The sequence below is a fragment of the Psychrobacter okhotskensis genome (assembly GCF_965638355.1).
Taxonomy (GTDB): domain Bacteria; phylum Pseudomonadota; class Gammaproteobacteria; order Pseudomonadales; family Moraxellaceae; genus Psychrobacter; species Psychrobacter okhotskensis.
The window spans coordinates 2272531-2297138 of record NZ_OZ281822.1 but is presented as its reverse complement, the minus strand read 5'-3'; the positions used below and the strand labels follow the sequence as shown (position 1 = coordinate 2297138).

Below are 24608 nucleotides of genomic sequence, written 5' to 3'. Positions count from 1 at the left end.
ATTTTGGTTTTTTTCTGACTTTCTTATCTCTAATATCACCTCATAGAGCGTACTTAGATACATTTTAGTATGCGTTAATAGATTGACTATGATTGAGTATCATGTTGAGATAAAGAAAAGCGAATATGAATTATCACAATCATTGCTAGATAGGTCGAAACATCGGCTAAATGATACGCGATACGCATCAATCATCATTTAGGCAGGTTTCTTAATAATACTAACATTGCCCTTGAACAATCCATCTATCGCCCTGATTTACTACCTAACTCATTCATAAAGCTATCAATTTATAAGATAGGTACAACCGTAGGAAGTCCTTATGTTAAGTCGTCATCTTGAAGTTTCTTTGCGTTTAGCAATGACACTTGCGCGTCAAAAATCGCATGAGTATCTCACTGTTGAACATTTATTGTTGGCACTGTTAGAAAACACTCATGCTGCCAATACATTAACGGCGTGTAATGCGAATGTTTCTACGCTGCGTACCGAGCTCGAGGCTTATATCAATAAGCATACGCCAACGGTAGACGCAGAAACGGAGCAATCACCACAGCCGACTCAAAGCTTTGATCGCATTCTACAACGCGCCATTTTTCATGTGCAGTCTATCGGTGGCGGTCGTTTGGTCGAAGGCTCAGATATTTTGGTATCTATGTTTTCTGAGCACGATACTTACGCGGTTTATTTGCTTAAAAAACAAGGCATCAGTCGCCTTGAGCTGACCCAGTATCTATCACACGGTCAGGACAAAGACGAGCCATCTGAGCCACGTGCTTCGATGACTGGTGAGCGCCGTAGTGCTTCTGAAAAGACCAGTAAAGATCCCTTGGTTGAGTTCGCTACTAACCTCAATCAGCGTGCCGCAGAAGGCAAAACGGATCCATTAATTGGCCGTGCTTCTGAGATTGAACGAGCGGCACAAGTACTTTGCCGTCGCCGCAAAAACAACCCATTGTTGGTTGGTGAGCCAGGGGTTGGTAAAACCTCTATTGCCGAAGGGCTAGCATGGTTAATTATCAATGATAAAGCACCTAAGCCACTCAATGGCTGTGTGATTTATAGCTTAGATATCGGCTCGCTCATCGCAGGCACTAAGTATCGTGGTGACTTTGAAAAACGTATGAAGTCACTGCTTGATGCCCTAAAGAATAAGCCCAACGCGATCTTGTTTATCGATGAGATTCACATGATTATTGGTGCAGGCTCTTCAATGAGTAGCAATATGGACGTGTCGAATTTAATCAAGCCAGCACTTGCTAACGGTGAGCTGCGTTGCATTGGTTCAACGACCTTTACTGAGTATCGTCAGGTCTTTGAAAAAGACCATGCGCTGTCACGTCGTTTCCAAAAGATCGATGTTAAAGAGCCAAGTGTCGATGACAGTATCGATATCTTACGCGGTCTAAAGCCGCGCTATGAAGAGTTTCATAACGTTGAATATACTGATGAAGCGTTGGTTACCGCTGTACAGTTATCTGCCAAGCACATTCACGAGCGCTTTTTACCTGATAAGGCAATCGACGTCATTGATGAAGCCGGTGCGTATAAGCGCCTAGGTGTGATTCCAGATGCCGACGACATTGAAGCAGAAGAGAGCTTCATTGCGGATTTAGAGCAGGACTTTGATGCTCAGATCGATGCCGATACTGAGGGTTTAGATGGCGACCTGAGCAGTGACGATGATAACGAGATGCAGGATGAAGCCAATACGGCAAAAGCCAATGATCGTGCTAAATCATCTGACGATTCAAAAGCGGTGAAAGCCAAGAAAAAACCACCGATGAAAATCGATGTGGCAGACATTGAAGCTATCGTGGCCAAGCTTGCGCGCATTCCGCCCAAGTCAGTATCAAGCGATGATAAGAGTATTCTTGAGCATTTAGATCGTGATCTTAAGCATTTAGTATTTGGGCAAGACGAAGCGATCGAGACGTTAGCAGATGCGATTAAACTGTCTCGTGCGGGTTTAAAAGCACCAGATAAGCCAATTGGTTCGTTTATGTTCGCCGGTCCTACAGGGGTTGGTAAAACAGAAGTATCGCATCAGTTGGCAAAATTATTAGGCGTAGAGTTGGTGCGCTTCGATATGTCAGAGTATATGGAAGCCCATACGGCCTCACGTCTGATAGGTGCGCCTCCAGGCTACGTCGGTTTTGATCAGGGTGGATTATTGACTGAAAAGATCAATCAGCATCCGCACTGCGTCTTATTGCTTGATGAGATTGAAAAAGCGCATCCTGATGTCTTTAACTTGCTGTTGCAAGTCATGGATCATGGTACTTTGACAGATAATAATGGTCGTGTTGCTATCTTTAAGCAGGTGATTGTTATTATGACGACCAACGTCGGTGCTGATAGTATTAGCCGCTCTTCGATGGGCTTTACTCAGCAAGATCATAGCCGTGATAATACAGAATCGCTCAAGCGCGTCTTTACCCCAGAGTTCCGCAACCGCTTGGATGCTATCATCCAGTTCAACCCATTAGATACCTCAGTGGTGGTTTCAGTGGTCGATAAGTTCTTGGTTGAGCTACAAGTGCAGCTTGATGATAAGCAAGTCACGCTAGAGATCGATGATGAAGTACGTGATTACTTGGCCAATAAAGGCTATGATCGTTTGATGGGTGCACGTCCGATGCAGCGTTTGATTCAGGACGAGATCAAAAAGCTATTGGCCAGTATGATCTTGTTTGGAGACTTGGTTAACGGTGGGGTTGTCCATCTAACCTTAGAGCCTGAAGCAGGTGATGAGAAAGATGACGCTACTGTGAAACTAGACAAAAATAGTAACAAGACTAGCAACAAGTCTTCTGATAAAGGCTCATCCGATAGTCGTATTATATTGACGGTCGTTGAGACCCATGAGCCGCATCCTGACTCTGAGTCACTAGCCAGCTAAGCGGTTTTACATTAGCTTTATAAAAACGGCTACCATATTTCTGTGGTAGCCGTTTTTTTTATTGCTATAATTTATTAACAAACCTCACAGCATTTTTTGTTACCATCAATCTTTAAACCGCGCTATAGTCAGTGAAAAGTAATATCGAACCATCACGCCCTGCTGATATCCATTTTTCTTGCTTGCTGTACCTGCGCAGACAGAGATTAAAAAAATTGATATTAGCAATACCATCGCGTTTCTAGGATATTGTAACTGTAGTTGCGAAGTAATTATTCATAACAAATATAATAAGGATGTATCATGGAATTGTTCGACGAGCAAGCGACGAAAACCCCAGAGCAAAGGCAGGCAATTTTAGATAATGTCCGTCTACCAGCAGATTGGAAAGCGGCCCTAGCAGAGGAATTAACCTCTGACAATATGGACAATCTACGAGCGTTTTTAAAGGAAGCGTATCAATCAGATGAGAGCATTTATCCACCGGCTCCTTTGATGTTTAATGCATTTAACCTAACCCCTTTATCAAAGGTTAAAGTCGTTATCTTAGGACAAGACCCTTATCATCGTCCAGGGCAGGCAATGGGCTTATCGTTTTCGGTGCCCAAAGCGATTCCCAAGCCACCATCACTCAATAATTTACTCAAAGAGATGGCCGATGACATTGGTAGCAGCTATTCTGCACATGGGGATTTGACCTATTGGGCGCAGCAAGGGGTTTTATTATTAAATAGCTCATTAACCGTGCGAGAAGGTGAGCCGAACAGTCATCAAAACAAAGGCTGGGAGCAGTTTACCGATGCAGTGATTGATGTGGTCAATGAACAAACGGAGCACACCGTATTTATATTGTGGGGCAGTAAGGCACAAAAGAAAGGCAAGTATATCGATACAGAAAAACATCTGATTTTAACGGCGGTGCATCCATCACCACTTGCTGCCAATCGTGGTGGGTTTTTTGGTTCCAAGCCATTTTCTAAAACCAATGATTACTTGGTACAGTATGGACAGACGCCCATTGACTGGCAATTACCACAATAAATGCCAAATAATTCGATGATAAATTTACAACTTCATCCGTTAACAGCTAACCAACTCGCCACTATTGAAGTAGACGCTTCATTCGCAAGCAGTACGTTTTGGTCGCTAGAAGACGTGAAATGGATGCAAGAAGCACTGCTGCTGGCTAAACAAGGGGCTGCGCTTGGAGAGGTGCCAGTAGGCGCTATATTGGTTCACAATCAGCAGATTATTGGCCAAGGGTTCAATCAGCCAATTGGGCGCCATGACGCAACTGCTCATGCTGAAATTGTTGCACTAAGGGATGCGTGCGCGCGTTTAGAGAACTACCGTCTGCCATTACAGACAACGCTATACGTGACTTTAGAGCCCTGTACGATGTGTATTGGCGCACTCATTCATGGGCGTGTGGAAAGACTGATCTATGCGGCGAGTGAGCCTAGAGCGGGGATGGTAGGCAGTCAAATGAACTTAGCTGCACAATCTTTTTATAATCATATTATCGAAGTACATAAAGGCTTATGCTGCGAGCATAGCAGTCAAATGTTAAAGCATTTTTTTCGTGAGCGTCGCCAAGCTGCGAAAAAGAACAAGCTCAGCGACCATACCATCATCAGTAACAAATAAAATAGACATTCAACAAGATATCAGTCTTGTGGCTAGTGATAGCGTGGTTTTTTTGCTATAATATCGCCCTATTTGGTTGCTAATAAGTTAGTAGTCTAACAAGCAGTTGATAATTAAGTAAATATTGCGTAGTTACTGTTGCATCAAGTCGCTTTTGTTTGATGAGGTTTTTAGTATAAAAGCCGCCACATACGCAGTGCCTACTATAAAGTGATAAGTGAATCCTATGACCGTCTCTACACCTGCTAATGATAATAGCCAAGCGCAGCCAATGCGTTATCCTGTTATCTGTATTGATGGGCCAAGTGGCGCAGGCAAGGGCACGGTAACTTGGCGTCTGGCACAAGCATTGAATTATCAGCTGTTAGATTCAGGCGCTTTATATCGTATCGTTGGTTTAAAGGCATTTGAAGCAGGATTGATTACTGCCGATGCCAGTCAGTCGATTGATGAGACGGCTGTATTACAGTTAACGCAAAGTTTAGAGATTGCCTTTGTACCTAACAATGAGTCAGGGCGTGTCGATATCATCGTGAATGGTGAGGCAGTGGGTGAGCAGGTGCGTAACGAAACGATTGGTGGTTATGCCTCACAAGTGGCTGTCTATCCGACAGTTCGTCACGCTTTACTAAAGCTACAACAAGATATGGCAACCCGCTCAGGACTGGTAGCTGATGGTCGTGATATGGGAACAGTTGTATTTCCAAATGCTGACGTTAAAGTGTTTTTGACTGCTAGCGCGGCAGCCCGTGCCAAGCGCCGTGTTACACAGCTAACAGAAGCAGGTCAAGCGGCAGATTTTGAGGCAATATTAACGACGATTAAAGCCCGTGATGATCGTGATGAAAATCGTACGACAGCACCGTCAAAGCCCGCAGAAGATGCTTTAGTATTAGACAGCTCAACGCTTGATGCTGATGCGGTTTATGAGCAGATAAAAAAACATTGCCAGAATCAGGGTATTTGCTTTAATAGTTAATAGAAACAACATATTAAGCACTAAAAAGTTTCCTATATCTTTGATTTTAGTATAAAATTATAGTGTGTAAGATAAGGAATGACTAAAACGACATTGCAGTTTTAGTATGAAAAGACAATTGTTGTTAATGAGTTTAGTAAACATTGAGTTTACCAATAATGGGCTTGTTAACAACAACCGTTTTTTATATGACTATATAGGATATAAAACCAGTATTCCGTTTTATATAGTCATAAATTTGATCCGTACTGTGCTGGACAGGATACGGCTATACAAAGGTAGACATAATGGAATCATTTGCTGAACTATTTGAAGCGAGCATCGAAGAAACAGGTCTGGATATCGAGCGTGGCTCGGTTATTACAGGTACTGTTGTAGCCATCGATAATGATTGGATTACAGTAGATACTGGTCTTAAATCTGAAGGTATCGTCGCTCGTGAAGAGTTTTTAAGCGAAGAAGGCGAACTTGAAGTTGAAGTTGGCGATAGTGTCGATGTTGTGGTTGAAGCGGTTGATAATGGTATGGGTCAAACCTTACTGTCACGTGAAAAAGCCAAACGCGTTGAGACTTGGAATTTCCTTGAGAAAATCTCTGACAACGATGAGATCGTTAAAGGTATTATTTCTAGCAAAGTTAAAGGCGGCTTTACCGTAGATATCGGTTCAGTACGCGCGTTTTTGCCAGGTTCATTGGTTGACGTTCGCCCTATCCGTGATACCACGCATCTTGAAGGCAAAGAGCTAGAATTCAAAGTCATCAAACTTGATCAAAAACGCAACAACGTTGTGGTTAGCCGTCGTGCAGTTATGGAAGCTGAAAACTCAGCTGAGCGCGAAGAGCTATTGAACAAGCTTGAAGAAGGTATCGAGATCGAAGGTATCGTTAAGAACCTTACTGATTACGGTGCATTCGTTGACCTAGGTGGTATCGATGGTCTATTGCACATCACTGACATGGCGTGGCGCCGTATCAAGCATCCATCTGAAGTCGTTGAAGTTGGTCAAGACCTAAAAGTTAAAGTATTGAAGTTTGACCGTGAGCGCAATCGCGTTAGCCTAGGTCTAAAACAACTTGGTACTGATCCTTGGGATAACGTTGGCGGCACTTACCCAGTGGGTAGTGTAGTAAAAGCACGTGTAACCAACTTGACTGATTATGGTTGTTTTGCTGAGATTTCTGAAGGTATTGAAGGTCTAGTACACGTATCAGAGATGGATCATACCAACAAAAACATCCACCCATCAAAAGTAGTTCAAGTGGGCGATGAAGTTGAAGTAATGATTCTTGATATCGATGAAGAGCGTCGCCGTATCAGCCTAGGTATCAAACAGACTCTAGCCAATCCATGGGATGAGTTTGATAAGAAACACGAGCGCGGTGATAAAATCACTGGTACGATCAAATCAATCACTGACTTCGGTATCTTTATCGGTCTAGATGGTGGTATTGATGGTTTAGTTCATCTATCTGATATCTCTTGGAACGAAACTGGTGAAGATGCTATCCGTAACTACAACAAAGGCGACACCGTTGAAGCAATGGTATTGTCTGTAGATGCAGAAGCCAATCGTATCAGCCTAGGCGTGAAGCAGTTAAGCTCTGATCCATTCAACGAATACCTAGTCAACAATGACCGCGGTGCTATCGTTAATGGTAAAGTAAAAGAAGTAGACGCTAAAGGTGCTACTATCGAGCTTGCTGACGAAGTTGAAGCGTACCTACGTGCCTCTGAGATCCAACGTGACCGCGTTGAAGATGCGACTAAGCATCTAACGGTTGGTGATGACGTTGAAGCGAAAATCATTAGTGTAGATCGTAAAACACGCAACATCAACTTGTCTATCAAAGCGAAAGACGAAGCTGAAGAGCGTCAAGCGATTAAAGATCTTGGTAGCACTAGCACGACTGCTGCTCCAGGTTCTGATGCACAGCCAAAAACCATTGGTGACTTGATTAAAGAACAAATGCAGTAAGCGACAAGCTATTAATATAGTAGTAACAAAAAAAAGCGACTCCGGTCGCTTTTTTTTATGATCAAATTTACCTAAGTAGTATGAATGATTGAGGTTTTTGCTAAAACAGGCAAACTCTTATTTCCATTTATCCCAATATCCGCTATCATTTGCAACATTGAGTAACAAGACACCAGTCAAATCAAGATTCAAGCGACATTACGGCTTTATGGCAACAGCGGTAAGTTTAAGTGTTTATGAGTTAACTCATTAGTTAGCCAAAAAATAAGCCATCGTAAAAACAGATTTTGACAGACAGTCATTTTATCCATTAATCAACAGGGCAAGCGTCATAATGCAGCAAGCGATTAACAAATCCGAATTTATTAGTAATTTGAGTGCGAATTGTGAAAATATAACTGATACAGTTGTAGATGATGCAGTACGTGAAATATTAAATTTGATGACCCATACTTTAGCCAATGACGGTCGGGTAGAGGTTCGTGGGTTTGGTAGTTTTTGTCTCCATCATCGCCGCGCCCGTATGGGGCGCAACCCAAAAACAGGTGAGAGCGTACCGGTACCCGCCAAAGCGATACCGCATTTTAAGCCTGGTAAAGCACTACGTGAAGCCGTCAATGATAAAGTAGCCAATAAATAGTACAGTAGCAGCTATGCTATAGATGTGTTTATTAATGACACACTTTAGACTGCTATCATTAAACTATGAACTCTATTCAAAACCGAGGTATACGTCTCATGCGCATCTTACTGCTGATATTACTGTTCTTAAGCTTTGCTTATTCGCTAGGTTTAGTATTAGCCAATAATACTGAGGTCGGTGTCAATTTATTGTTCTCACAAGCACCGACGATGAATTTAGGACTGCTACTGATACTTTGTTTGATACTCGGTATTATCATTGGTATTTTGTTAGCGTTGCTTATCTTCCGTGTGCTGCAAAATAAGTGGGAAATCTCACGCTTGCAAAAGGCCAATATACATCTACAAGAGCAATTGACGCAAGCCAATATCGCTATCGATCGTCAAGCGAATGCGCCTACGGTAGAAGCTGCAGTTTACGGGACAACTGAGACCCATGTACAAGACACAGCGGTTAATATAGATGAAGCCTCTACTTTGGCTAAGCATAGGCGAGATTAAATCGCTGAATGAGATGAATGATTAAGCTGCACCTATAGTGCTTTGAATACTCTGATATAAATATGGCAAAACCATGAATAATGTAATTAAGTCTCCCGTCATCGTCGCCTTAGATAATATGACCATGGTGGCATCTTTAGCGCTGGCTGATCAATTAGATCCAGCGTTATGTCGCTTAAAGGTAGGCAAAGAGTTATTTACCCGCTGCGGGCCTGATATCGTCAAGAACTTGCAGCAGCGCCAGTTTGATGTGTTTCTAGACTTAAAATTCCATGATATTCCTAATACCACAGCGCAAGCCGTACTGGCTGCCGCTGAGCTTGGTGTATGGATGGTCAACGTCCATGCCAGCGCTGGCCTCGAGGCGATGTCATTAGCAAAACAGCGCTTATTGGATAATAACCTTAATACCCTGCTAATCGCCGTCACCGTACTGACCTCTATGGATAATCAAGCATTGACGCAAACGGGTATTACTGATGGCCTGGATGTGCAAGTGAGTCGATTAGCACAGTTGACCAAACAAGCGGGGCTTGATGGTGTCGTTTGTTCAGCACAGGAGGCAAAAGTACTTAAAGCATTATGCGGTCAAGACTTTAAGCTAGTAACCCCTGGTATTCGCTTGTTAGATGATAATGCGGATGATCAAAAACGCATCTGTACCCCGAAACAAGCATTGAATGAGGGCTCTGATTATCTGGTCATAGGGCGCTCGATTACTCAAGCTAAAGATCCTGCTACTAAGCTACAGACGATACTTCAAAGTATTTGATCTTTTTATGGTAACAGAATAATAAAAAAAGGCGGCCTAAATGGCTGTCTTTTTTACTTTTTGCTGGTCAATGAAAAGGTGCTACACTAGTTAAATTTATACTGATACCTACTTAAACCTATGATTGGCAATTGCAAATTTGCATAGTCTATTAAGAGACAGCACGTGGCCTCTAGTTTTGCTTGCTGCTCAATTTTGAGAAATGGTATTATCAAATAATATTGGATAGTATGAAATTACAGATTTTAAGCGACTTACATATTGACAGCTATGCGCGTCAATCGCATCCCATGGGACATATTCCCAAAACCGACGCAGATGTGTTGTTAGTAGCGGGAGACACCGCTAACAGCGATAACGGCATGCCATGGTTGCAGGAGCAAGCAGCGCGTCTACAAATACCGCTACTTACTATTGCAGGCAACCACGAGTACTTTGATGAAGATGTGTTGCATTTTGATAAGAAGCTTGCCACTTGGGACAATTATAATGCCCACTTGCAGCAAGGCGTTCGGGTTTTACAATGCCAACATTTTGATATCGGCGAGGTACGAATCTTAGGCTGTACATTGTGGACGGATTATCAATATCAGGCCAATGAAGACACGATGGCCGCTGCCAGACGTTTTATGCGTGACTATAAGCAAATCTATGCTGGCAACGATCTTTTCTCTCCTGAGGTATCGATGCAAATCCATGCTGAGCAGCGGCAATGGCTAAAAAAAGCCTTAATAACCTCTAAAGGGTTGGGCAAAACAACTGTTGTCATGAGTCATCATAGTGTCAGCGCCTTATCGGTGTCTGAAAAGTACGCTAGCCTACCGAGTAATGCGGCATTCGTGAGTGATTTTTCTGGCTGGATGCATGAAGACTGGGCGCCGACGCTGTGGGTGCATGGGCATACGCATGAGGCATTTGATTATCGTATTGGTAATACTCGCGTGATCGTCAATCCGCGTGCTTATCCTAATGAAGTCAGTAGTACTGAGATAGCATTCGCATGGAATAAGGTCATTGATATTGGGTGAGTAGCGTGTCTCATAACAACCTTATGTCGCAAACAGCAGCAGGTTTGATTTTGCAATCATGATAATAATCTGTCTTAAACTCTAATCATTATTACTGCTTATATTGCAACTGGATTTATATTTTGTTCATTCCTGATAAAAAATCTGCTACGCTTGCTGGCATGAGTAAATATCCTATTGATACCCCGTCAAAACTATCCGCTGATAAGCTTGCGAGCCACACGCCGAGTGCCCCAGCACCGTCACACTTACCGGATAGCATGATCTCGTCGGTCCGCCTTTTGCCCGAAGATAAACGACTGATTTTATTTACCAGACACTCCTTGCGCGAGCGTTCTGATGGTAATGGTTTTGCCAGCTACCAGTTGCCACTGACACCAAAAGGCCGTGTACTGGCCAAATCTTGGGGGCGTTGGTTGGCAGGACATTTGCCATACTCGCTCGATGTCGATAGCATCTCAAGCCCGATTGGTCGCTGTATTGATACTGCGCAGCTGATGCAAGAAGGCGCGGGACTACAGCGCAATATCGCTCATCAGTCTTTGCTAGTAGAGCCTGGCAGCCTAGTCACTGAGCCTGAGATTGCCAACGTGGTATTTAAAGAGATTGGGGTGCTTAACTTTATCAATCGTTTCCTCCAAGGCAACCTCGAAGGCACTAAAAATGCCTATCAGGGTGGTCTCGATATCTTGTCGCTTTTTTATCAACATCAACCGCAGCACGGGCATTTAATGCTCGCTGTTAGTCACGATACTTTATTGTCTGCTTTTTTAGCGGTCATGCTTGATGTGACCGAAATCGATTGGAATGATTGGCCTAAGATGATGGAAGGGGTGTTTTTGTGGTTTGATGATAAGCCCTTTGAGCAAGCCAATGCTTATTTTGTTTGGCGCGGTGAGGTTTATATCCGCCCGATTAGCGCTTTATTAGAGGGCTACCGTGCTGCTGGTTTTCATCCGAATAAATTGCTATTGCCACCTGAAGTAAAGTGGACTTAATTGTTTTTTTTGCCAAATGATGAATAATTTCTCAACAGGCATAAAAAAACCTTGCTCCAGTATTAGAACTGGTAACAAGGTTTTAGTCATCACGCTATAAAGGCGAGATGCGGTCTAAACGCTAGCAATCTTAAGCTTGTAGACCTTTGATTGTTTTGTTTAGGCGGCTCTTACGACGAGCAGCTTTATTCTTATGAATAATACCTTTGTCAGCCATACGATCAAGAACCGGTACCGCTTTTTTGTAAGCTTCGGTAGCCGCGTCATAATCTTTAGCAGCGATTGCCGCATCAACACGTTTTAAGTAAGTACGAACCATAGAGCGTTGTGACGCAGAGTTCTGACGACGTTTGGTGTTTTGACGGGCGCGTTTACGAGCTTGTGCAGTATTAGCCACGCGTATCTCCTTGATAAAGACAGATAAAAATATGAATGTTGATTGCAATAATGGGTTTAACAATCATCGGTGACGAGCAGCCTCTCGCCAAACATGATGTCGATGTCTGATATTAAGACCTCTAATATCGATAGAACATCGCAAGCGCCAGAACTGTTTGGAATAATTAAACAGCGTTGACGTGTAAAGCCGGTTATCTTAGCAAATTATTGCGCTTAGGACAATATATTTGATAGTTAATGCACAAAGTAGTTAAACTATCTGCTAATATTTTGCTGTATTTGGCTATTAAGAGCAAAGTTGGTCGCCAAGCGATGCCTATTACTGACAAAATCTCTTACAATAAACTGTGTCTAACTGTGCCTAATAACCCTCAGTGATGCGTTAATTTAGGTATGATACATGAGCGATCTTTCTTTACGGATATGTCTTCTCATCATCATGGATTTTCTAACATTATACAAAATACAAATGGATAGGGTATGCAGCGAAAAGCAATTATGATTGGCGCGACAGGATTGGTAGGTCAACATCTTGTAAAGCAGCTTAGTGAGATTTATGATACGTTGATCGTGATTGCTCGGCGTCCACCACGCTATATCAATGCCAGTATGCGTTTTTATCAGGTCAATGATTTTGATAATTTAAGCGAAATCTTTGCCAGTGTTGGGGTTGATCGAACAACGGATGCCTTTAGTTGCCTTGGTACTACTAAGAAACAAGCGGGTAGTGATGAAGCTTTTCACAAAGTCGATCATGATTATAATGTCAATTTCGCTAAATTATGCCGCGATAAAGGTGTTGAAAACTTCTTTTTGCTGTCATCGATGAACGCTGATATCGGCAGTCGCTTTTTATACAATCGGGTCAAAGCGGAAACTGAGCAGTCGATTGTGGCCTTGGATTTTGCCCAGCTAGTGATTTTTCGCCCGTCTTTGTTACTTGGCAAACATAAAGGTCGTCCACTTGAAAGTATTGGCCAAAAAGCCTTTCAGCTTATATCACCGTTGGTGTCTGAATCGTTATCATTGCATCCTATTTCGGCCAAGCGTGTTGCTAGCGCTATGGCTATGAGCGCCCATGACATTTATCAGCGTAGCAAATACCGGACCGAACCGTTATTGGAGCACACGGATATCATTGAAAATAAGCAGATGCTGGCAATGACTAGAGTGAAAAAATAGCCTAAGCAGTACATAAAAAAATAGTTAAAATCAATTATAAGTAATTAAGGAGCCTCATCATGTCAAACACGATGCCAGAAGCAACCGCAATGAATAAAGAAAACTTTGTGACTTGCGATTTATTGGATGCCAACCCAGAGTCACAGGTGTGCTTGCCTAATATCGAAGGTAAGTCCTTTTATAGCTTTGGTGGTAAAGATAGGTTTTGCGGTGAAATCGTAACGGTCAAATGTTTTGAGGATAATAGCCGCGTAAAATCGTTATTAAATAGTGATGGCAAAGATAAAGACGGTAATGGCAAGGTATTGGTCGTCGATGGTGGTGGTTCTATGCGTTGCGCGCTGCTAGGCGATATGATTGCGCAGTCGGCGATTGATAATGGCTGGGCAGGGGTTGTGGTGTACGGCTGTGTGCGCGATGTTGATGATATGGCAGCAATGGATATCGGGGTCATGGCGCTCGGTTGTATCCCGCGTAAATCAACCCGCCGTGATGAAGGCCAAACTGACATCGAGATTAGCTTTGGTGATTTAACCCTAAATTCTGGTATGTTTGTTTATGCAGACAATAACGGCATTATCGCGAGCGACAAGCCATTAATTTAAAAACCGCTTATAATTTAAAAGCAGCTTAATGCATACAACTAAAAAACCTCAGCTTTGAACTGACCCCCATAAGTTGGACACAACTTCTGGGGGTTATTTTATGAAATACGACATAGACTTTAAGATCAAAGTCATAGCATACTATCGTCAAGGACATAGTAGCGGTGCGACAGGTGAGAAGTTTGGACTTGATAACAAAATGGTATCTAAGTGGGTTCAGCAGTATCAGCATAGTGGTATAGACGCCATCAAACCTAAGACTAATAAAACTAAATACAGTAGCGACTTTAAGTATAAAGTGATCGCTGTGATGTTAGCAGAAGGATTAAGCCAATCTGAAACTGCCCTTAGGTTTAATATCAGCTCACCTGCGCTTATTAGCCACTGGCATAAAGCTTACAGGCTCCATGGTATGTCTGGACTCACATCCAAATATAAAGGTAGTCATCCCATGACCTCTCCTATCACAGACAAACCCGATAATGAAAAGACACTAGCAGAGCTCAAACGTGAAAACGCATATCTACGAGCGGAGAATGCCTATCTAAAAAAGCTCGATGCCTTGCTTCGGGAAAGGGAACAAGCCGCGACAAAGCAAGGCTCATCGAAGGATTGAGACTAAAGCACACGTTATCTGACTTACTCAGCATAGCAAAGCTTGCGCGGAGTAGTTTCTACTACCGTAGGGCGAGTCTTAGTAGTCAAGATAAATACGCCGATCTTAAACAGCGTATTAGTGACATCTATCATCAGCATAAAGGTCGGTATGGCTACCGTCGAATCACCCAAACCCTTAAGAATGAGGGTCTCATTCATAACCACAAACTGATTGCACGGCTGATGGGACAGCTTAAGCTGACAGCGAGAATCAGACGACAAAGGTACCGATCCTATAAAGGAGCGTGCGGCGTCATTGCTAAGAATAGAGTCAAGCGCAAGTTTCGGGCGGGTGCGCCCAATCGCAGATGGCTGACAGACATTACTGAATTTAAAGTCGGCGATGACAAGCTGTACCTGTCACCGATACTTGACTGCTTTAATAATGAGATTGTCAGCTACCAGCTATCAAAACGACCGGTATATGACTTGGTCAAACAGATGCTTGATCGTGCGCTTAAGGGCATACCAACAAAGCGCACCGAGCAGCTCACGCTGCATTCAGATCAAGGATGGCATTATCAGATGAAAGCGTTTGCGAATACGCTTAAAGAGAATAACATTAAGCAAAGTATGAGCCGAAAAGGGAACTGTTTAGATAATGCATTGATGGAAAGCTTCTTTGGGTCTTTAAAGTGTGAGACGATTTATATTAAGAAGCCGAAAACCATTGAAGATTTAGAGAAACAGATTCATGAGTATATGCATTATTATAATCATGAGAGAATTCAGCTTAAACTAAAAGGACTGAGCCCTGTACAATACAGAGCTCAGTACTATCTTTAATTAAACCGTCCAAGTTTCGGGGGTCAGTTCACTTAACCGTTGAGGTTTTTACATTTACTCTGTCTTTATATACGAATATAATTTTTATCAACTATTTAGCTATTGGTTTTTTATTAAAAATGCTAAGTGACAAACCGTTACGGCATAAATTTTGGTAATTGCTGAAATATTCGTATAATAGCTTTCTGACTCTTAACGTTGATCCTATTCTTTATGCCTATCACTGCTTTGACTGACGCCTTTGACCCGATTAACCAGCAGTTATTCCCTATCCAGAATGCCCAGCGCCGTTGGCTGGCACCTGTGCATGGGGCAGTCAGTAGTTTGTGGCTGGCAAGTCTGGTGCAAACGCCGCTATGGAATGTTGCCGACCGTTTGAAAGTCGTGGTAACTCGTGACCAAAACCAGCTTAACCAGATAGAGACAGAGTTGGCATTCTGCGGCGTCGATGCTTATGTATTCCCTGATTGGGAGACATTGACCTATGATGAGCTGTCACCGCATCAAGATATCGTCAGCGAACGTATCAATCTATTAACCGATATGCCAGCGTCAGGCGTGCTGCTCATCTCGGTACAGGCGTTGATGCATCGGGTCGCACCGCCAAGCTGGCTGATAGGGCAGCATTTTGATTTGAGTGTGGGTGATAGATTCGACATCAACACCCAACGTGGCTTGTTGGCAAAGGCCGGTTATCGTGCGGTTGAGAACGTCTTTGAGCCGGGCGAATTTGCCGTACGCGGTAGTATTATTGATATCTTTGCCATGGGTCAGCCGTTTCCGCTACGTCTAGATTTATTCGACGATGAAATTGAAACCATTCGCTTCTTTAATCCGCAGACCCAGCGCACATTGACCGTTGATGACCTAAAAACGATGATGAGCGGCAACGATAGTAGCATGGGCAAAGAGTCGCTGTCGCTACTGCATAAACTGCCAGATATCTCAAAGCCTATTGAGCAATTTCAAATCTTACCCGCCAAAGAGTTTCCGCTTGATGAGGGGCGCGAGACCTTTCGCACTAACTTTGCTGCGATGTTTCCTAATACCAGTAGCCGTAAGTTTGAGCTGCATAAAGACGTCATGGCGGGTATCGCCAGTAGCGGACTTGAATACTATCAGCCACTATTTTTTGACTTAAAGGATTGGGAGGCTGAGAGTAGCTTATTTGCTTACCTACCAAGTGATGCGCTATTTATAACAGATGAGTTGATTAACGAAAAACAGGCAGATTATTGGTCACAGATTCAGCGCCGCTATGAAGAGCGCCGTCATGATATCGATAAGCCTATCGTCGCGCCTGAGTTGTTGTATTTATTATCAAATACTCTAAACGAGCACCTCAATCATTATCCACGCGTGATTCTCAGTGCCCGTAATGAACTCGCTACTATGACCGATGTCGCTGCGATTGATAGCAGTGATTCATTATTAAAAGATGCGTCATTGTTAGCAGACAAATCATTGCTGCAAGTTGAAGGGCAGTCAGATTCACAGTCACAACTGTCGCTTGTGCCGAGTAAGCAACAAGGTTTGGTGACGTTAAGCGCACAAGAGCCACCTCAATTGGCCGTGAACCATCAAAAAGCTGAGCCTCTTACCGAGCTGTTAGAGTTTTTAGCGCTGCAAGAACAAACGGCAACCCCAGTATTAGTAGTAGCAGAAACGGCTGGTCGTCGTGAGATTCTCATTGAGCTATTTAAAGGTAAAATTGATATCAAGGCTTATGATAGCTTTGAGGCATTTTTAGCAGCAGACAAATCAAAGAGCAATGGTAATAAGCTGCCGCAGGTTGGACTCACGGTTGCACCCATTGAGCGCGGGGTTTATGTTCCTGAACGTTTAGTGCTGATTAGTGAGACACAGTTATTTGGTCGGCAAGTACTACAAACGCGCCGCCGTCGTCAAAGCGGTGTGTCAGAAGAGTTTTTGGTTAAAAGTGTTACCGAGATAACCGAAGGTAGCCCAGTGGTGCATATCGAGCATGGTATCGGGCGTTACAATGGACTGATTACGCTAGATGTCGGCGATGGTGAACAAGAATTTATTCATTTGAAATATGCCGATGATGCCAGTATCTATGTACCGGTTGCCAATTTACAAATGATTAACCGTTATAGCGGCGGTGATCCTGCACTGGCGCCATTGCATAAAATTGGCAGCGGCAAATGGGATAAAGCCAAGCAAAAAGCGCTCGAGCAAATCCATGACGTGGCGGCTGAACTGCTTAATATGCAAGCACGGCGCGAAGCCAAAGTTGGTATTCATTTTAAAATAGATCCATCACAGTACGAGCTGTTTGCCAGTCAATTTGCTTTTGAAGAAACGCCCGATCAAGCCAATGCTATCCATGCGGTGATGGAAGACATGAGGCAAAACCAACCAATGGATCGCCTTATCTGCGGTGACGTAGGTTTTGGTAAGACTGAAGTGGCCATGCGCGCGGCGTTTATCGCGGTCAGCGCCGGTTATCAAGTGGCAGTATTGGTGCCGACAACCTTGCTAGCAGGCCAGCATGAAGACAATTTCCGCGACCGTTTTGCTGATTGGCCAGTGCGTATCGAAACGCTATCGCGCTTCGGTGGCAAAAAGCATCAAGAAACAGTGCTAACAGACCTTGCAGCTGGCAAGGTTGATATCGTTATCGGCACGCATAAACTATTACAACCCGATGTGAAATTCTCTAATTTAGGCTTGATGATTGTTGATGAAGAGCATCGCTTTGGCGTGCGTCATAAAGAGCGTATCAAGGCGATTCAGACTGATGTGGATAGTATGTCGATGACTGCGACTCCCATCCCTAGAACGCTTAATATGGCGCTCTCAGGTATGCGTGACATGTCGATTATTGCGACACCACCGGCACGTCGTTTGGCTATCAAAACCTTTGTCATGCAAAAAACTGATGCTCTAATGAAAGAGGCTATCTTGCGTGAGCTACTGCGTGGCGGGCAAGTTTATTTATTGCATAATGACGTGGCGAGTATTGAGCGTATGGCAGAAACCATACGTGAGCTGGTTCCTGAGGCGCGAGTAGGGGTCGCTCATGGACAAATGCAAGAGCGCCAACTTGAACAAGTCATGCAGCAGTTTTATCATAAAAAATTCAATGTGCTGATATGCTCGACCATTATCGAAACCGGCATTGATGTACCCAATGCCAATACGATTATCATTGAGCGCGCCGACAAGTTTGGTTTGGCGCAACTGCATCAGCTACGTGGTCGCGTTGGTCGTAGTCATCACCAAGCCTATTGTTATCTGCTAGTGCCTTCTATCAAAGGTCTTAAAGGTGATGCCAAGCGACGCTTACATGCGATTGAACGCGCCAATACCTTAGGTGCAGGCTTTATGCTGGCAAGCGAAGATCTAGAGATTCGCGGCGCGGGTGAGATACTTGGTAAACAGCAAAGCGGTAATATGCAAGCGATTGGTTTTAGCTTATATATGGACATGCTAGAGCGAGCGACGAAGGCGATTAAAGCAGGTAAAGAGCCTGATTTAAGCACACCATTGTCGCTGACCAGCGAGATTAACTTGCATAGCTCGGCGTTGATACCAGAAGAATATCTACACGATGTTCATCAACGTTTATTATTTTATAAGCGCATCAGTAATGCTGATGATAAAGAAGCTCTGACTGATATTCGTACTGAAATGATTGACCGTTTTGGCATATTACCTGAGCAAACCAAGCAGTTATTTGCCATTCACGGACTGCGTATACAAGCTGAGCCGCTAAAGATTAATAAGATTGATGCCAATAGTAATAGCATGACGTTAGAATTTGCACCTGATACACCGGTCGATGCCTTAGCGATTATTAAGTTGATTCAGAGCAATGGGCAGCGCTATCGTATGAATGGTGCCTCTGGCATTCGTTATCAGGATGCCGATAAACTGGCAACACCGCAGCAGCGCGTCAGTGCAATTCAAGAGCTATTACGCTATTTTAGTGAGCATATGGTGGCAGAGTCAGCTTAGCTTCATTGATTTATATTTTTAAACTGAACAGATTCGCTAAATAATTTAAATAAGGTGAATGTTGCATCCTAAGACAATCAGTCATAGCGCTATTTTATCGGTTGGATAACTGATAAAATAGCGACATCCTATATTTAGCTTATTATCCTTATAGCTTATTAATTTTTGAATTAATTCTAATTCCTTTTATTCAAGCGTCATAACAAGAGAACCGTCATTATGTTCCAACTTCATCATAAACTTGCTGCTGATAGTTTTTTAGTGGGTGATTTCCCATTATCGACCTGTCGTTTAATCAATGATTGCCAGTTTCCTTGGTTGATATTGGTGCCGCGGGTATCAGTTATCAAAGAGTTATATGAGCTGTCTGAGGCTGACCAAGCGCAGTTTTTGCGTGAATCGAGCTGGTTATCAAGCCAATTGGCCAAGACCTTCCAAGCTGATAAAATGAACGTGGCAGCACTCGGCAATCAAGTACCGCAGCTACATTTCCATCATATCGTTCGCTATCAAAACGACATGCAGTGGCCAAATCCAGTATGGGGTGTACCTGCTATACCGTATACCAACGAAGTATTGGCGCAGATGCAGCAGACATTAATGATGGCATTACGTGGTCATCATCAAATGCCGTTTGATTGGCAAATGTAATCAGGCATTAAATGATGAGTTGTCAGTTTTGCCTCAATGTTTTTATTAAAGTAGTTTTTATTTAAAAAAAGTCATAGTAAAGTTAGATTTAATGATAATTTCAGCTGAGTTAACATAAATCGTTTTACATTTGTCTGTTATTCATTATATTAGAGAGTGAGTTGGTTAAATGGATATAGCCAACTTATCTGCTCGTAGCCGTTTTTTGCGTATTAATCAGTATGATTTTTTTGCCGCATTGCAAACGCTTCGAGGTACTTAATCTTAGATTGGAAGCTTTCAGTCTAAGATTTCACTCTGTGTTAAGGATAACAGATGGCTACTTCCTCTATCGCACCTCCACTATTACGACCTTCTATGTTACTTATCTCTATTTGTACCGCGGCTCTCGGTTTGACTGCCTGTGAGACGGATTCAACTGAAGACTCCCCAGTAGATAGCTCTGTCACATTAAATTATAGTGCTTCTACGGCAGCGACATCTACAAGAGCAATGCCGACAACACAATATCTCGTTGGTAGCGGTAAGGCAGATATCACCGGTGCTGCTGCCGAGACGGGCATGTTTGGTTATGCTTCTGGACAGGTTGTGCAAGGTATTAATGACCGCTTATATTCTCATGCTTTTATTATCGGAGAGGATACGAATAGTCAAAATCAAGGTAAACGCGTCGTTTATGTCTCAGCAGATATGGGGGCGATGTTTACCGCGGTAAAGCTTGAGGTCATCAGGCGCTTAAAAGCAGATTATGGCGAATTATATAATGATGATAATGTCATGCTCACTGCTACTCACACCCATGTCGGCAATGCTGGCTACTCGCATCAACAGCTGTATCAAATTGCCAGTACTGATGATACCTTATCAGGCTATAGCAGCCAAAACTTCAATGCTATCGTTAATGGTATTGTCACCTCGATTAAGCGTGCTCACGATACCTTGGCTCCCGGGACGCTATCTTTGGCGCAAGGCGAGCTAAAAGGTGCAACGCTCAATCGCTCAGAATTTGCTTATGACAATAATGCCGATGCAAAAGACTTTGACAGTAATGTTAACGAGACCATGACTCAGCTGCGCCTGAATGCTGCCGATGGCACGCCAGTAGGTCTGATTAATTGGTTTGCACTGCATCCAACCAGTTTTAGTAATCAGTTTATGCATCTAAGCGCTGACAATAAAGGTTTTGCTCAGCGCGGCGCTGAAAAGATTTTTGGTAAAAATTCAGACAAGCCGTTTGTCGCCGCTTTTGCCAATGCTGATGAGGGTGATGTGCTGGCGGCAGGCGGCAATGCCAACTCAAAGCCAGGCTATCAAGGCAGTGATAATGAATGGGAAAATGTCAGGCGTGATGGGCAACTGCAGCTTGATAAGGCGGTTGAGCTTTGGAATCAAGGTGTGCCGGTTGCTGGACCAGTAGACGTACGTGCCCGTTGGGTCAATTTGAAGGGCTATCAAGTCGATGGTAAATTCACCAATGGCGCAGGCAATAAAGTCTTATGTATGCCAGCCCGCGGTTACTCGTTTGCTGCTGGCAGCGAGAATGGTCCATCGAACATACCGGGTATGTATGAGGGCATGACGCGAGAAAATTTCCGCATTAATGATGATATTAATAAAGTCGACCAGTCTTTCCTAGGTAGTTTGACGCGCGGCGCCTTTGGTATTGTTTCAACCGTCAGCCAAGATGATTGTCAGGCTGAAAAACAGGTGTTATTACCGACTGGCAGCTGGGGCTGGATTAATACTGAACAACCTGTTCAGCTGATGCGTATCGGTAATATCGCTCTCGTTGCTATTCCTGGTGAGCCGACCACCATGGTCGGACGACGGATGCGCGCGGCAGTACTTGCACAGCTAAAAGACTCAGGAGTTGATACCGTTATTATTAATGGCTTGGCCAATAACTATAGCGGCTATTTAAGTACGCGAGAAGAGTTTGCCACCCAGCATTATGAAGGGGCGTCTACTGAGTATGGCCCTTATCAAGCTGCTGCTTATGTCCAAGAATATACGCAACTGGCCGAAGCGCTACGGGATGGCATAGAGGTTTATGACAGCGCCACGCCGCCTGATCGCTCAGGCAAATCGTTTAATGAGCGTCCGGGGGTGGTGTTTGATGACAAGCCTTTAAGACAAAGTTGGGGACAAACCCTCACTCAGCCCAAAGCCAGTTATCAAAAAGGTCAGGTTGCCACTGCGGTATTCCGCGGCGCTCATCCTAAAAACAATCTACGTACCGAAGACAGTTTCTTAAAAGTACAGCGTTTTGAGAATGGTCAGTGGGTCGATTATTTGAGTGATAGCGACTTTGATACCACTTATACTTGGCAGCGTGAAGGCGCGGCTTATAGTAAGGCTATCGTTGATTGGCGAATCAGTAACGATACCCCAGCGGGTACTTATCGATTGACCCATCAAGGCGACTGGAAAAATGGTTGGACACGTAAAATTAAGCCTTATTCAGGCATTTCTAATACTTTTACTGTTCAACAGACCCTAGTATTTTCCATCTTTTGAATGCTAAAAAGCCAGATATTTAATATCTGGCTTTTTGATAATTGTTTTAAGTGATAACTGCCGTAAATTATTTTTATTTTGAGAGTCTTAAAAGTATTTGAAAGAAAAAGGAACGACCAAGGGTATTCTTTTGGTTACCAATGACATAGGTTGTATAAGCTTATTGTCGTATAATAAGCAATCACTATTATTATCCTCTTTTTTGTCATTGTCATCATGGCTACTATAGACATGCGCTGATGTATTTGTCATTGACTCTCATTAGTTTGTCTTGCTTAAGCGAACATTCCTTATGACCCTTTTAGATAAGTTAAGACCGAAAATCCTGTTGCAGGACGATAGGATTTATCGATTTGACTATCCAGAAGTCTTCGTTTTAATCCTGACCGTTGTACTGATGGCTGTGCATTTTGAGTTTAGCCCAATGTCAATGGCTTTGCTCGTTATCATCTCTCTGCCAAGCCTCATGATTCTTATTTACAACTATCGTCGCCAAACCAGCTTTTGGACGTCTAATATTGTCATTATTTTGTTGTCTGCAGTGATAGGTTCGCTACAGTTCTGCACCGTGATGTCCATTAGCTTAGCGGCGTTGATAGCTATTCGTATTATCATAAGTAGTCCTGAAAATCATTTAAAGCTGATAGCGGTATCGGTAGTAACCATCATTATTTTTTATTATGTCAGCGTTACTTTACATGGTACTGGGATGGACTGTTATGAAGGTTGGCTACCGGCCATCGTGCTGATTACGAGTATGACCGTCATTATTTTTCATTTTCGCTACATTTATCATCAATACATTGGCTACGAAGCCAGCGCGTTACAAGCAGGTGGGCGTTTAAATACTATGGTGTCTGTCATTAGTAAACTGACACGCTTTGTTCCTCCTCAAATCTGGGAGCCCATTGTAAAAGCAGATAGCCCTATTAGTGTCTCGAATAAACGGGCCAAGCTCACCATTATGTTCTCAGATATCGTTGGCTTTACTGAATTGTCTGATAGTCTAAGTGCTGATAATTTGGCCGATATTCTGAATACCTATATGCACTGTATGACCTTGATTGCGCATAAACACGGCGCAGTACTTGATAAGTTCATTGGTGATGGTATGGTGTGTTTTTTTGGTGAACCGGACAGTCGTGGCGCTCGGCAAGATGCCTTGGACTGTGTTGCCATGGCTATAGATATGCGCCGTGAAATGCGCACGTTACGACAAAAATGGCGACTCATGGGTTTTGATGGTTTATACATACGTATTGGTATTACCACCGGTTACTGCCATGTCGGTAATTTTGGTAGTAACAATCGCCTGAGTTATACGCTGATTGGCAAAGAAGCCAATCTAGCATCAAGGCTTGAAGCCAGTGCTGGGAAGGGTGAAATACTCGTTAGCGAAAGTACGCATGATTATATTTGTCACGATTATGAGTGTGATTATTCAGGTGCTTATCAATTAAAAGGCTTCGATGATAAGATTAAAGTATGGCAAGTACTTGATCCTGATGCCAATAAAGGTCGTTTATCAAAGTGGGTCGACCACACACTCCCTGGCTTTAATTTGCACCTCAACTTCAAAGATATGAAAGACAGTGATTATCAAGATGTGAGAAACCGCCTAAATCTTGCACTTGAACGTATTGAGCAAGAAGAGGCGGTGGCGCTTGAGGCTAATATAGTCGATACTAAATAAAATGGATACGTTATTTAATAACGCGAAACTGGTATAAGTTTTTCTGGCTTGCTGTGCCTACGCCGACAGAGGCTGCAAAACTCATATTAAAAACTAAGCATCCCAGTCCCGCTGTATCTTTTTCATATTGGACTGAATATAGCTTGAATAAGAGTAATAACAGTCGTCATTAGAAAAGCTTTAGATACGCTCTTTCTTTAAGTTTTTCCAAAAAAAAGGTCAGTTCATTGTTTTAACAATGAACTGACCTTTTTTACAATACCTAGATATTATAGGGAGCAAGAAGCTAATGCTGCGAGTGCTTAATGATTTTCTTTTGCATGGTTAAGCGTATATTTAGGAATCTCAATAGTTAAGTCATCATCATCAAGCATGACCTGACAAGACAGGCGTGAATCAGGCTCCAAGCCCCAAGCACGATCTAGTAAATCGGCTTCGATATCATCCATCTCATCTAAACTATTAAAGCCTTTGCGCACGACCACATGGCAGGTAGTACAGGCTTTTGACATCTCACAAGCGTGCTCAATCTTGATGCCTTTTTCTAATAGCGCCTTGCATAAATTGCTGCCAGCTTCTAGCTCGACTTCGGTGCCTTCAGGGCAAATTTCATGATGCGGTAGTACGGTAATCTTTGGCATAAATTGTCTGTCCGATGCTAATCAATTAAAAAAATAAAAATATAAGAG

At 43.1% G+C, this 24608-nt stretch carries 21 protein-coding genes; 18 read left to right on the top strand and 3 right to left on the bottom strand.

Annotation, left to right across the window (positions count from 1 at the left end):
- Positions 1-322 precede the first annotated feature (322 nt).
- The 10 genes from clpA to ACSUPM_RS09500 all read left to right on the top strand — a co-directional run bounded on the left by clpA (position 323) and on the right by ACSUPM_RS09500 (position 11445).
- Positions 323-2902 carry an ATP-dependent Clp protease ATP-binding subunit ClpA gene (gene clpA, locus ACSUPM_RS09545; RefSeq protein ID WP_436879885.1) on the top strand — a complete coding sequence of 860 codons (2580 nt, stop codon included), beginning with the start codon at positions 323-325 and terminating at the stop codon, positions 2900-2902.
- Positions 2903-3205: 303 nt separating this feature from the next.
- The gene (locus ACSUPM_RS09540; RefSeq protein WP_101211711.1) at positions 3206-3943 is read left to right on the top strand and encodes a uracil-DNA glycosylase; all 738 of its coding nucleotides are present in this window, start codon (positions 3206-3208) and stop codon (positions 3941-3943) included.
- Between the two features lie 15 nt (positions 3944-3958).
- Positions 3959-4549 carry a tRNA adenosine(34) deaminase TadA gene (gene tadA, locus ACSUPM_RS09535; RefSeq protein ID WP_101211752.1) on the top strand — a complete coding sequence of 197 codons (591 nt, stop codon included), beginning with the start codon at positions 3959-3961 and terminating at the stop codon, positions 4547-4549.
- A 226-nt stretch (positions 4550-4775) separates the two neighbouring features.
- Entirely contained in the window at positions 4776-5528 is a 753-nt protein-coding gene (cmk, locus tag ACSUPM_RS09530) for a (d)CMP kinase (protein WP_025653007.1), read from the top strand.
- A 287-nt stretch (positions 5529-5815) separates the two neighbouring features.
- Complete coding sequence (rpsA, locus tag ACSUPM_RS09525) at positions 5816-7504, top strand: 30S ribosomal protein S1 (RefSeq protein ID WP_025653006.1); 1689 nt, start codon at positions 5816-5818, stop codon at positions 7502-7504.
- A gap of 334 nt (positions 7505-7838) precedes the next feature.
- Positions 7839-8144: an integration host factor subunit beta gene (locus ACSUPM_RS09520; protein WP_025653005.1), complete on the top strand. Its 306-nt coding sequence runs from the start codon at positions 7839-7841 to the stop codon at positions 8142-8144.
- A 98-nt stretch (positions 8145-8242) separates the two neighbouring features.
- Entirely contained in the window at positions 8243-8647 is a 405-nt protein-coding gene (locus ACSUPM_RS09515; RefSeq protein ID WP_025653004.1) for a lipopolysaccharide assembly protein LapA domain-containing protein, read from the top strand.
- A gap of 73 nt (positions 8648-8720) precedes the next feature.
- On the top strand, positions 8721-9419 hold the full coding sequence (pyrF, locus tag ACSUPM_RS09510; protein WP_025653003.1) for an orotidine-5'-phosphate decarboxylase: 699 nt from the start codon (positions 8721-8723) through the stop codon (positions 9417-9419).
- Between the two features lie 230 nt (positions 9420-9649).
- Positions 9650-10447 carry a metallophosphoesterase gene (locus tag ACSUPM_RS09505; RefSeq protein WP_037026311.1) on the top strand — a complete coding sequence of 266 codons (798 nt, stop codon included), beginning with the start codon at positions 9650-9652 and terminating at the stop codon, positions 10445-10447.
- A 161-nt stretch (positions 10448-10608) separates the two neighbouring features.
- Positions 10609-11445, top strand: a complete 837-nt coding sequence (locus ACSUPM_RS09500; protein ID WP_025653001.1) for a histidine phosphatase family protein — start codon at positions 10609-10611, stop codon at positions 11443-11445.
- A gap of 130 nt (positions 11446-11575) precedes the next feature.
- Here the strand turns inward: ACSUPM_RS09500 and rpsT are convergent, their stop codons facing one another.
- On the bottom strand, positions 11576-11842 hold the full coding sequence (gene rpsT, locus ACSUPM_RS09495; RefSeq protein WP_010200097.1) for a 30S ribosomal protein S20: 267 nt from the start codon (positions 11840-11842) through the stop codon (positions 11576-11578).
- 482 nt (positions 11843-12324) lie between these two features.
- Here rpsT and ACSUPM_RS09490 point away from each other — a divergent pair, with 482 nt between their 5' ends.
- The 7 genes from ACSUPM_RS09490 (at position 12325) to ACSUPM_RS09460 (ending at position 22226) form a co-directional block, all read left to right on the top strand.
- Positions 12325-13026, top strand: a complete 702-nt coding sequence (locus tag ACSUPM_RS09490) for an NAD-dependent epimerase/dehydratase family protein (protein WP_025652999.1) — start codon at positions 12325-12327, stop codon at positions 13024-13026.
- An 89-nt stretch (positions 13027-13115) separates the two neighbouring features.
- Positions 13116-13631 carry a ribonuclease E activity regulator RraA gene (gene rraA, locus ACSUPM_RS09485; protein ID WP_025652998.1) on the top strand — a complete coding sequence of 172 codons (516 nt, stop codon included), beginning with the start codon at positions 13116-13118 and terminating at the stop codon, positions 13629-13631.
- Between the two features lie 100 nt (positions 13632-13731).
- Entirely contained in the window at positions 13732-14247 is a 516-nt protein-coding gene (locus tag ACSUPM_RS09480; protein ID WP_201577444.1) for a helix-turn-helix domain-containing protein, read from the top strand.
- The gene (locus tag ACSUPM_RS09475; protein ID WP_201584213.1) at positions 14151-15074 is read left to right on the top strand and encodes an IS3 family transposase; all 924 of its coding nucleotides are present in this window, start codon (positions 14151-14153) and stop codon (positions 15072-15074) included. Before ACSUPM_RS09480 ends, ACSUPM_RS09475 begins: the two co-directional genes overlap by 97 nt.
- A gap of 213 nt (positions 15075-15287) precedes the next feature.
- Positions 15288-19058, top strand: coding sequence for a transcription-repair coupling factor (gene mfd / locus ACSUPM_RS09470; RefSeq protein ID WP_025653012.1), 3771 nt, complete (start codon positions 15288-15290; stop codon positions 19056-19058).
- Positions 19059-19277: 219 nt separating this feature from the next.
- Positions 19278-19709, top strand: coding sequence for an HIT domain-containing protein (locus ACSUPM_RS09465; protein WP_025653013.1), 432 nt, complete (start codon positions 19278-19280; stop codon positions 19707-19709).
- A 315-nt stretch (positions 19710-20024) separates the two neighbouring features.
- The gene (locus ACSUPM_RS09460; RefSeq protein ID WP_025653014.1) at positions 20025-22226 is read left to right on the top strand and encodes a neutral/alkaline non-lysosomal ceramidase N-terminal domain-containing protein; all 2202 of its coding nucleotides are present in this window, start codon (positions 20025-20027) and stop codon (positions 22224-22226) included.
- Positions 22227-22313: 87 nt separating this feature from the next.
- Here ACSUPM_RS09460 and ACSUPM_RS09455 read toward each other — a convergent pair whose 3' ends face one another.
- Positions 22314-22478: a hypothetical protein gene (locus ACSUPM_RS09455; RefSeq protein WP_156915669.1), complete on the bottom strand. Its 165-nt coding sequence runs from the start codon at positions 22476-22478 to the stop codon at positions 22314-22316.
- A gap of 40 nt (positions 22479-22518) precedes the next feature.
- Here ACSUPM_RS09455 and ACSUPM_RS09450 point away from each other — a divergent pair, with 40 nt between their 5' ends.
- Complete coding sequence (locus ACSUPM_RS09450) at positions 22519-23919, top strand: adenylate/guanylate cyclase domain-containing protein (RefSeq protein ID WP_025653015.1); 1401 nt, start codon at positions 22519-22521, stop codon at positions 23917-23919.
- A gap of 302 nt (positions 23920-24221) precedes the next feature.
- On the opposite strand, the gene fdx is transcribed toward ACSUPM_RS09450, so the two are convergent.
- On the bottom strand, positions 24222-24560 hold the full coding sequence (gene fdx, locus ACSUPM_RS09445) for an ISC system 2Fe-2S type ferredoxin (protein WP_025653016.1): 339 nt from the start codon (positions 24558-24560) through the stop codon (positions 24222-24224).
- Positions 24561-24608 lie beyond the last annotated feature (48 nt).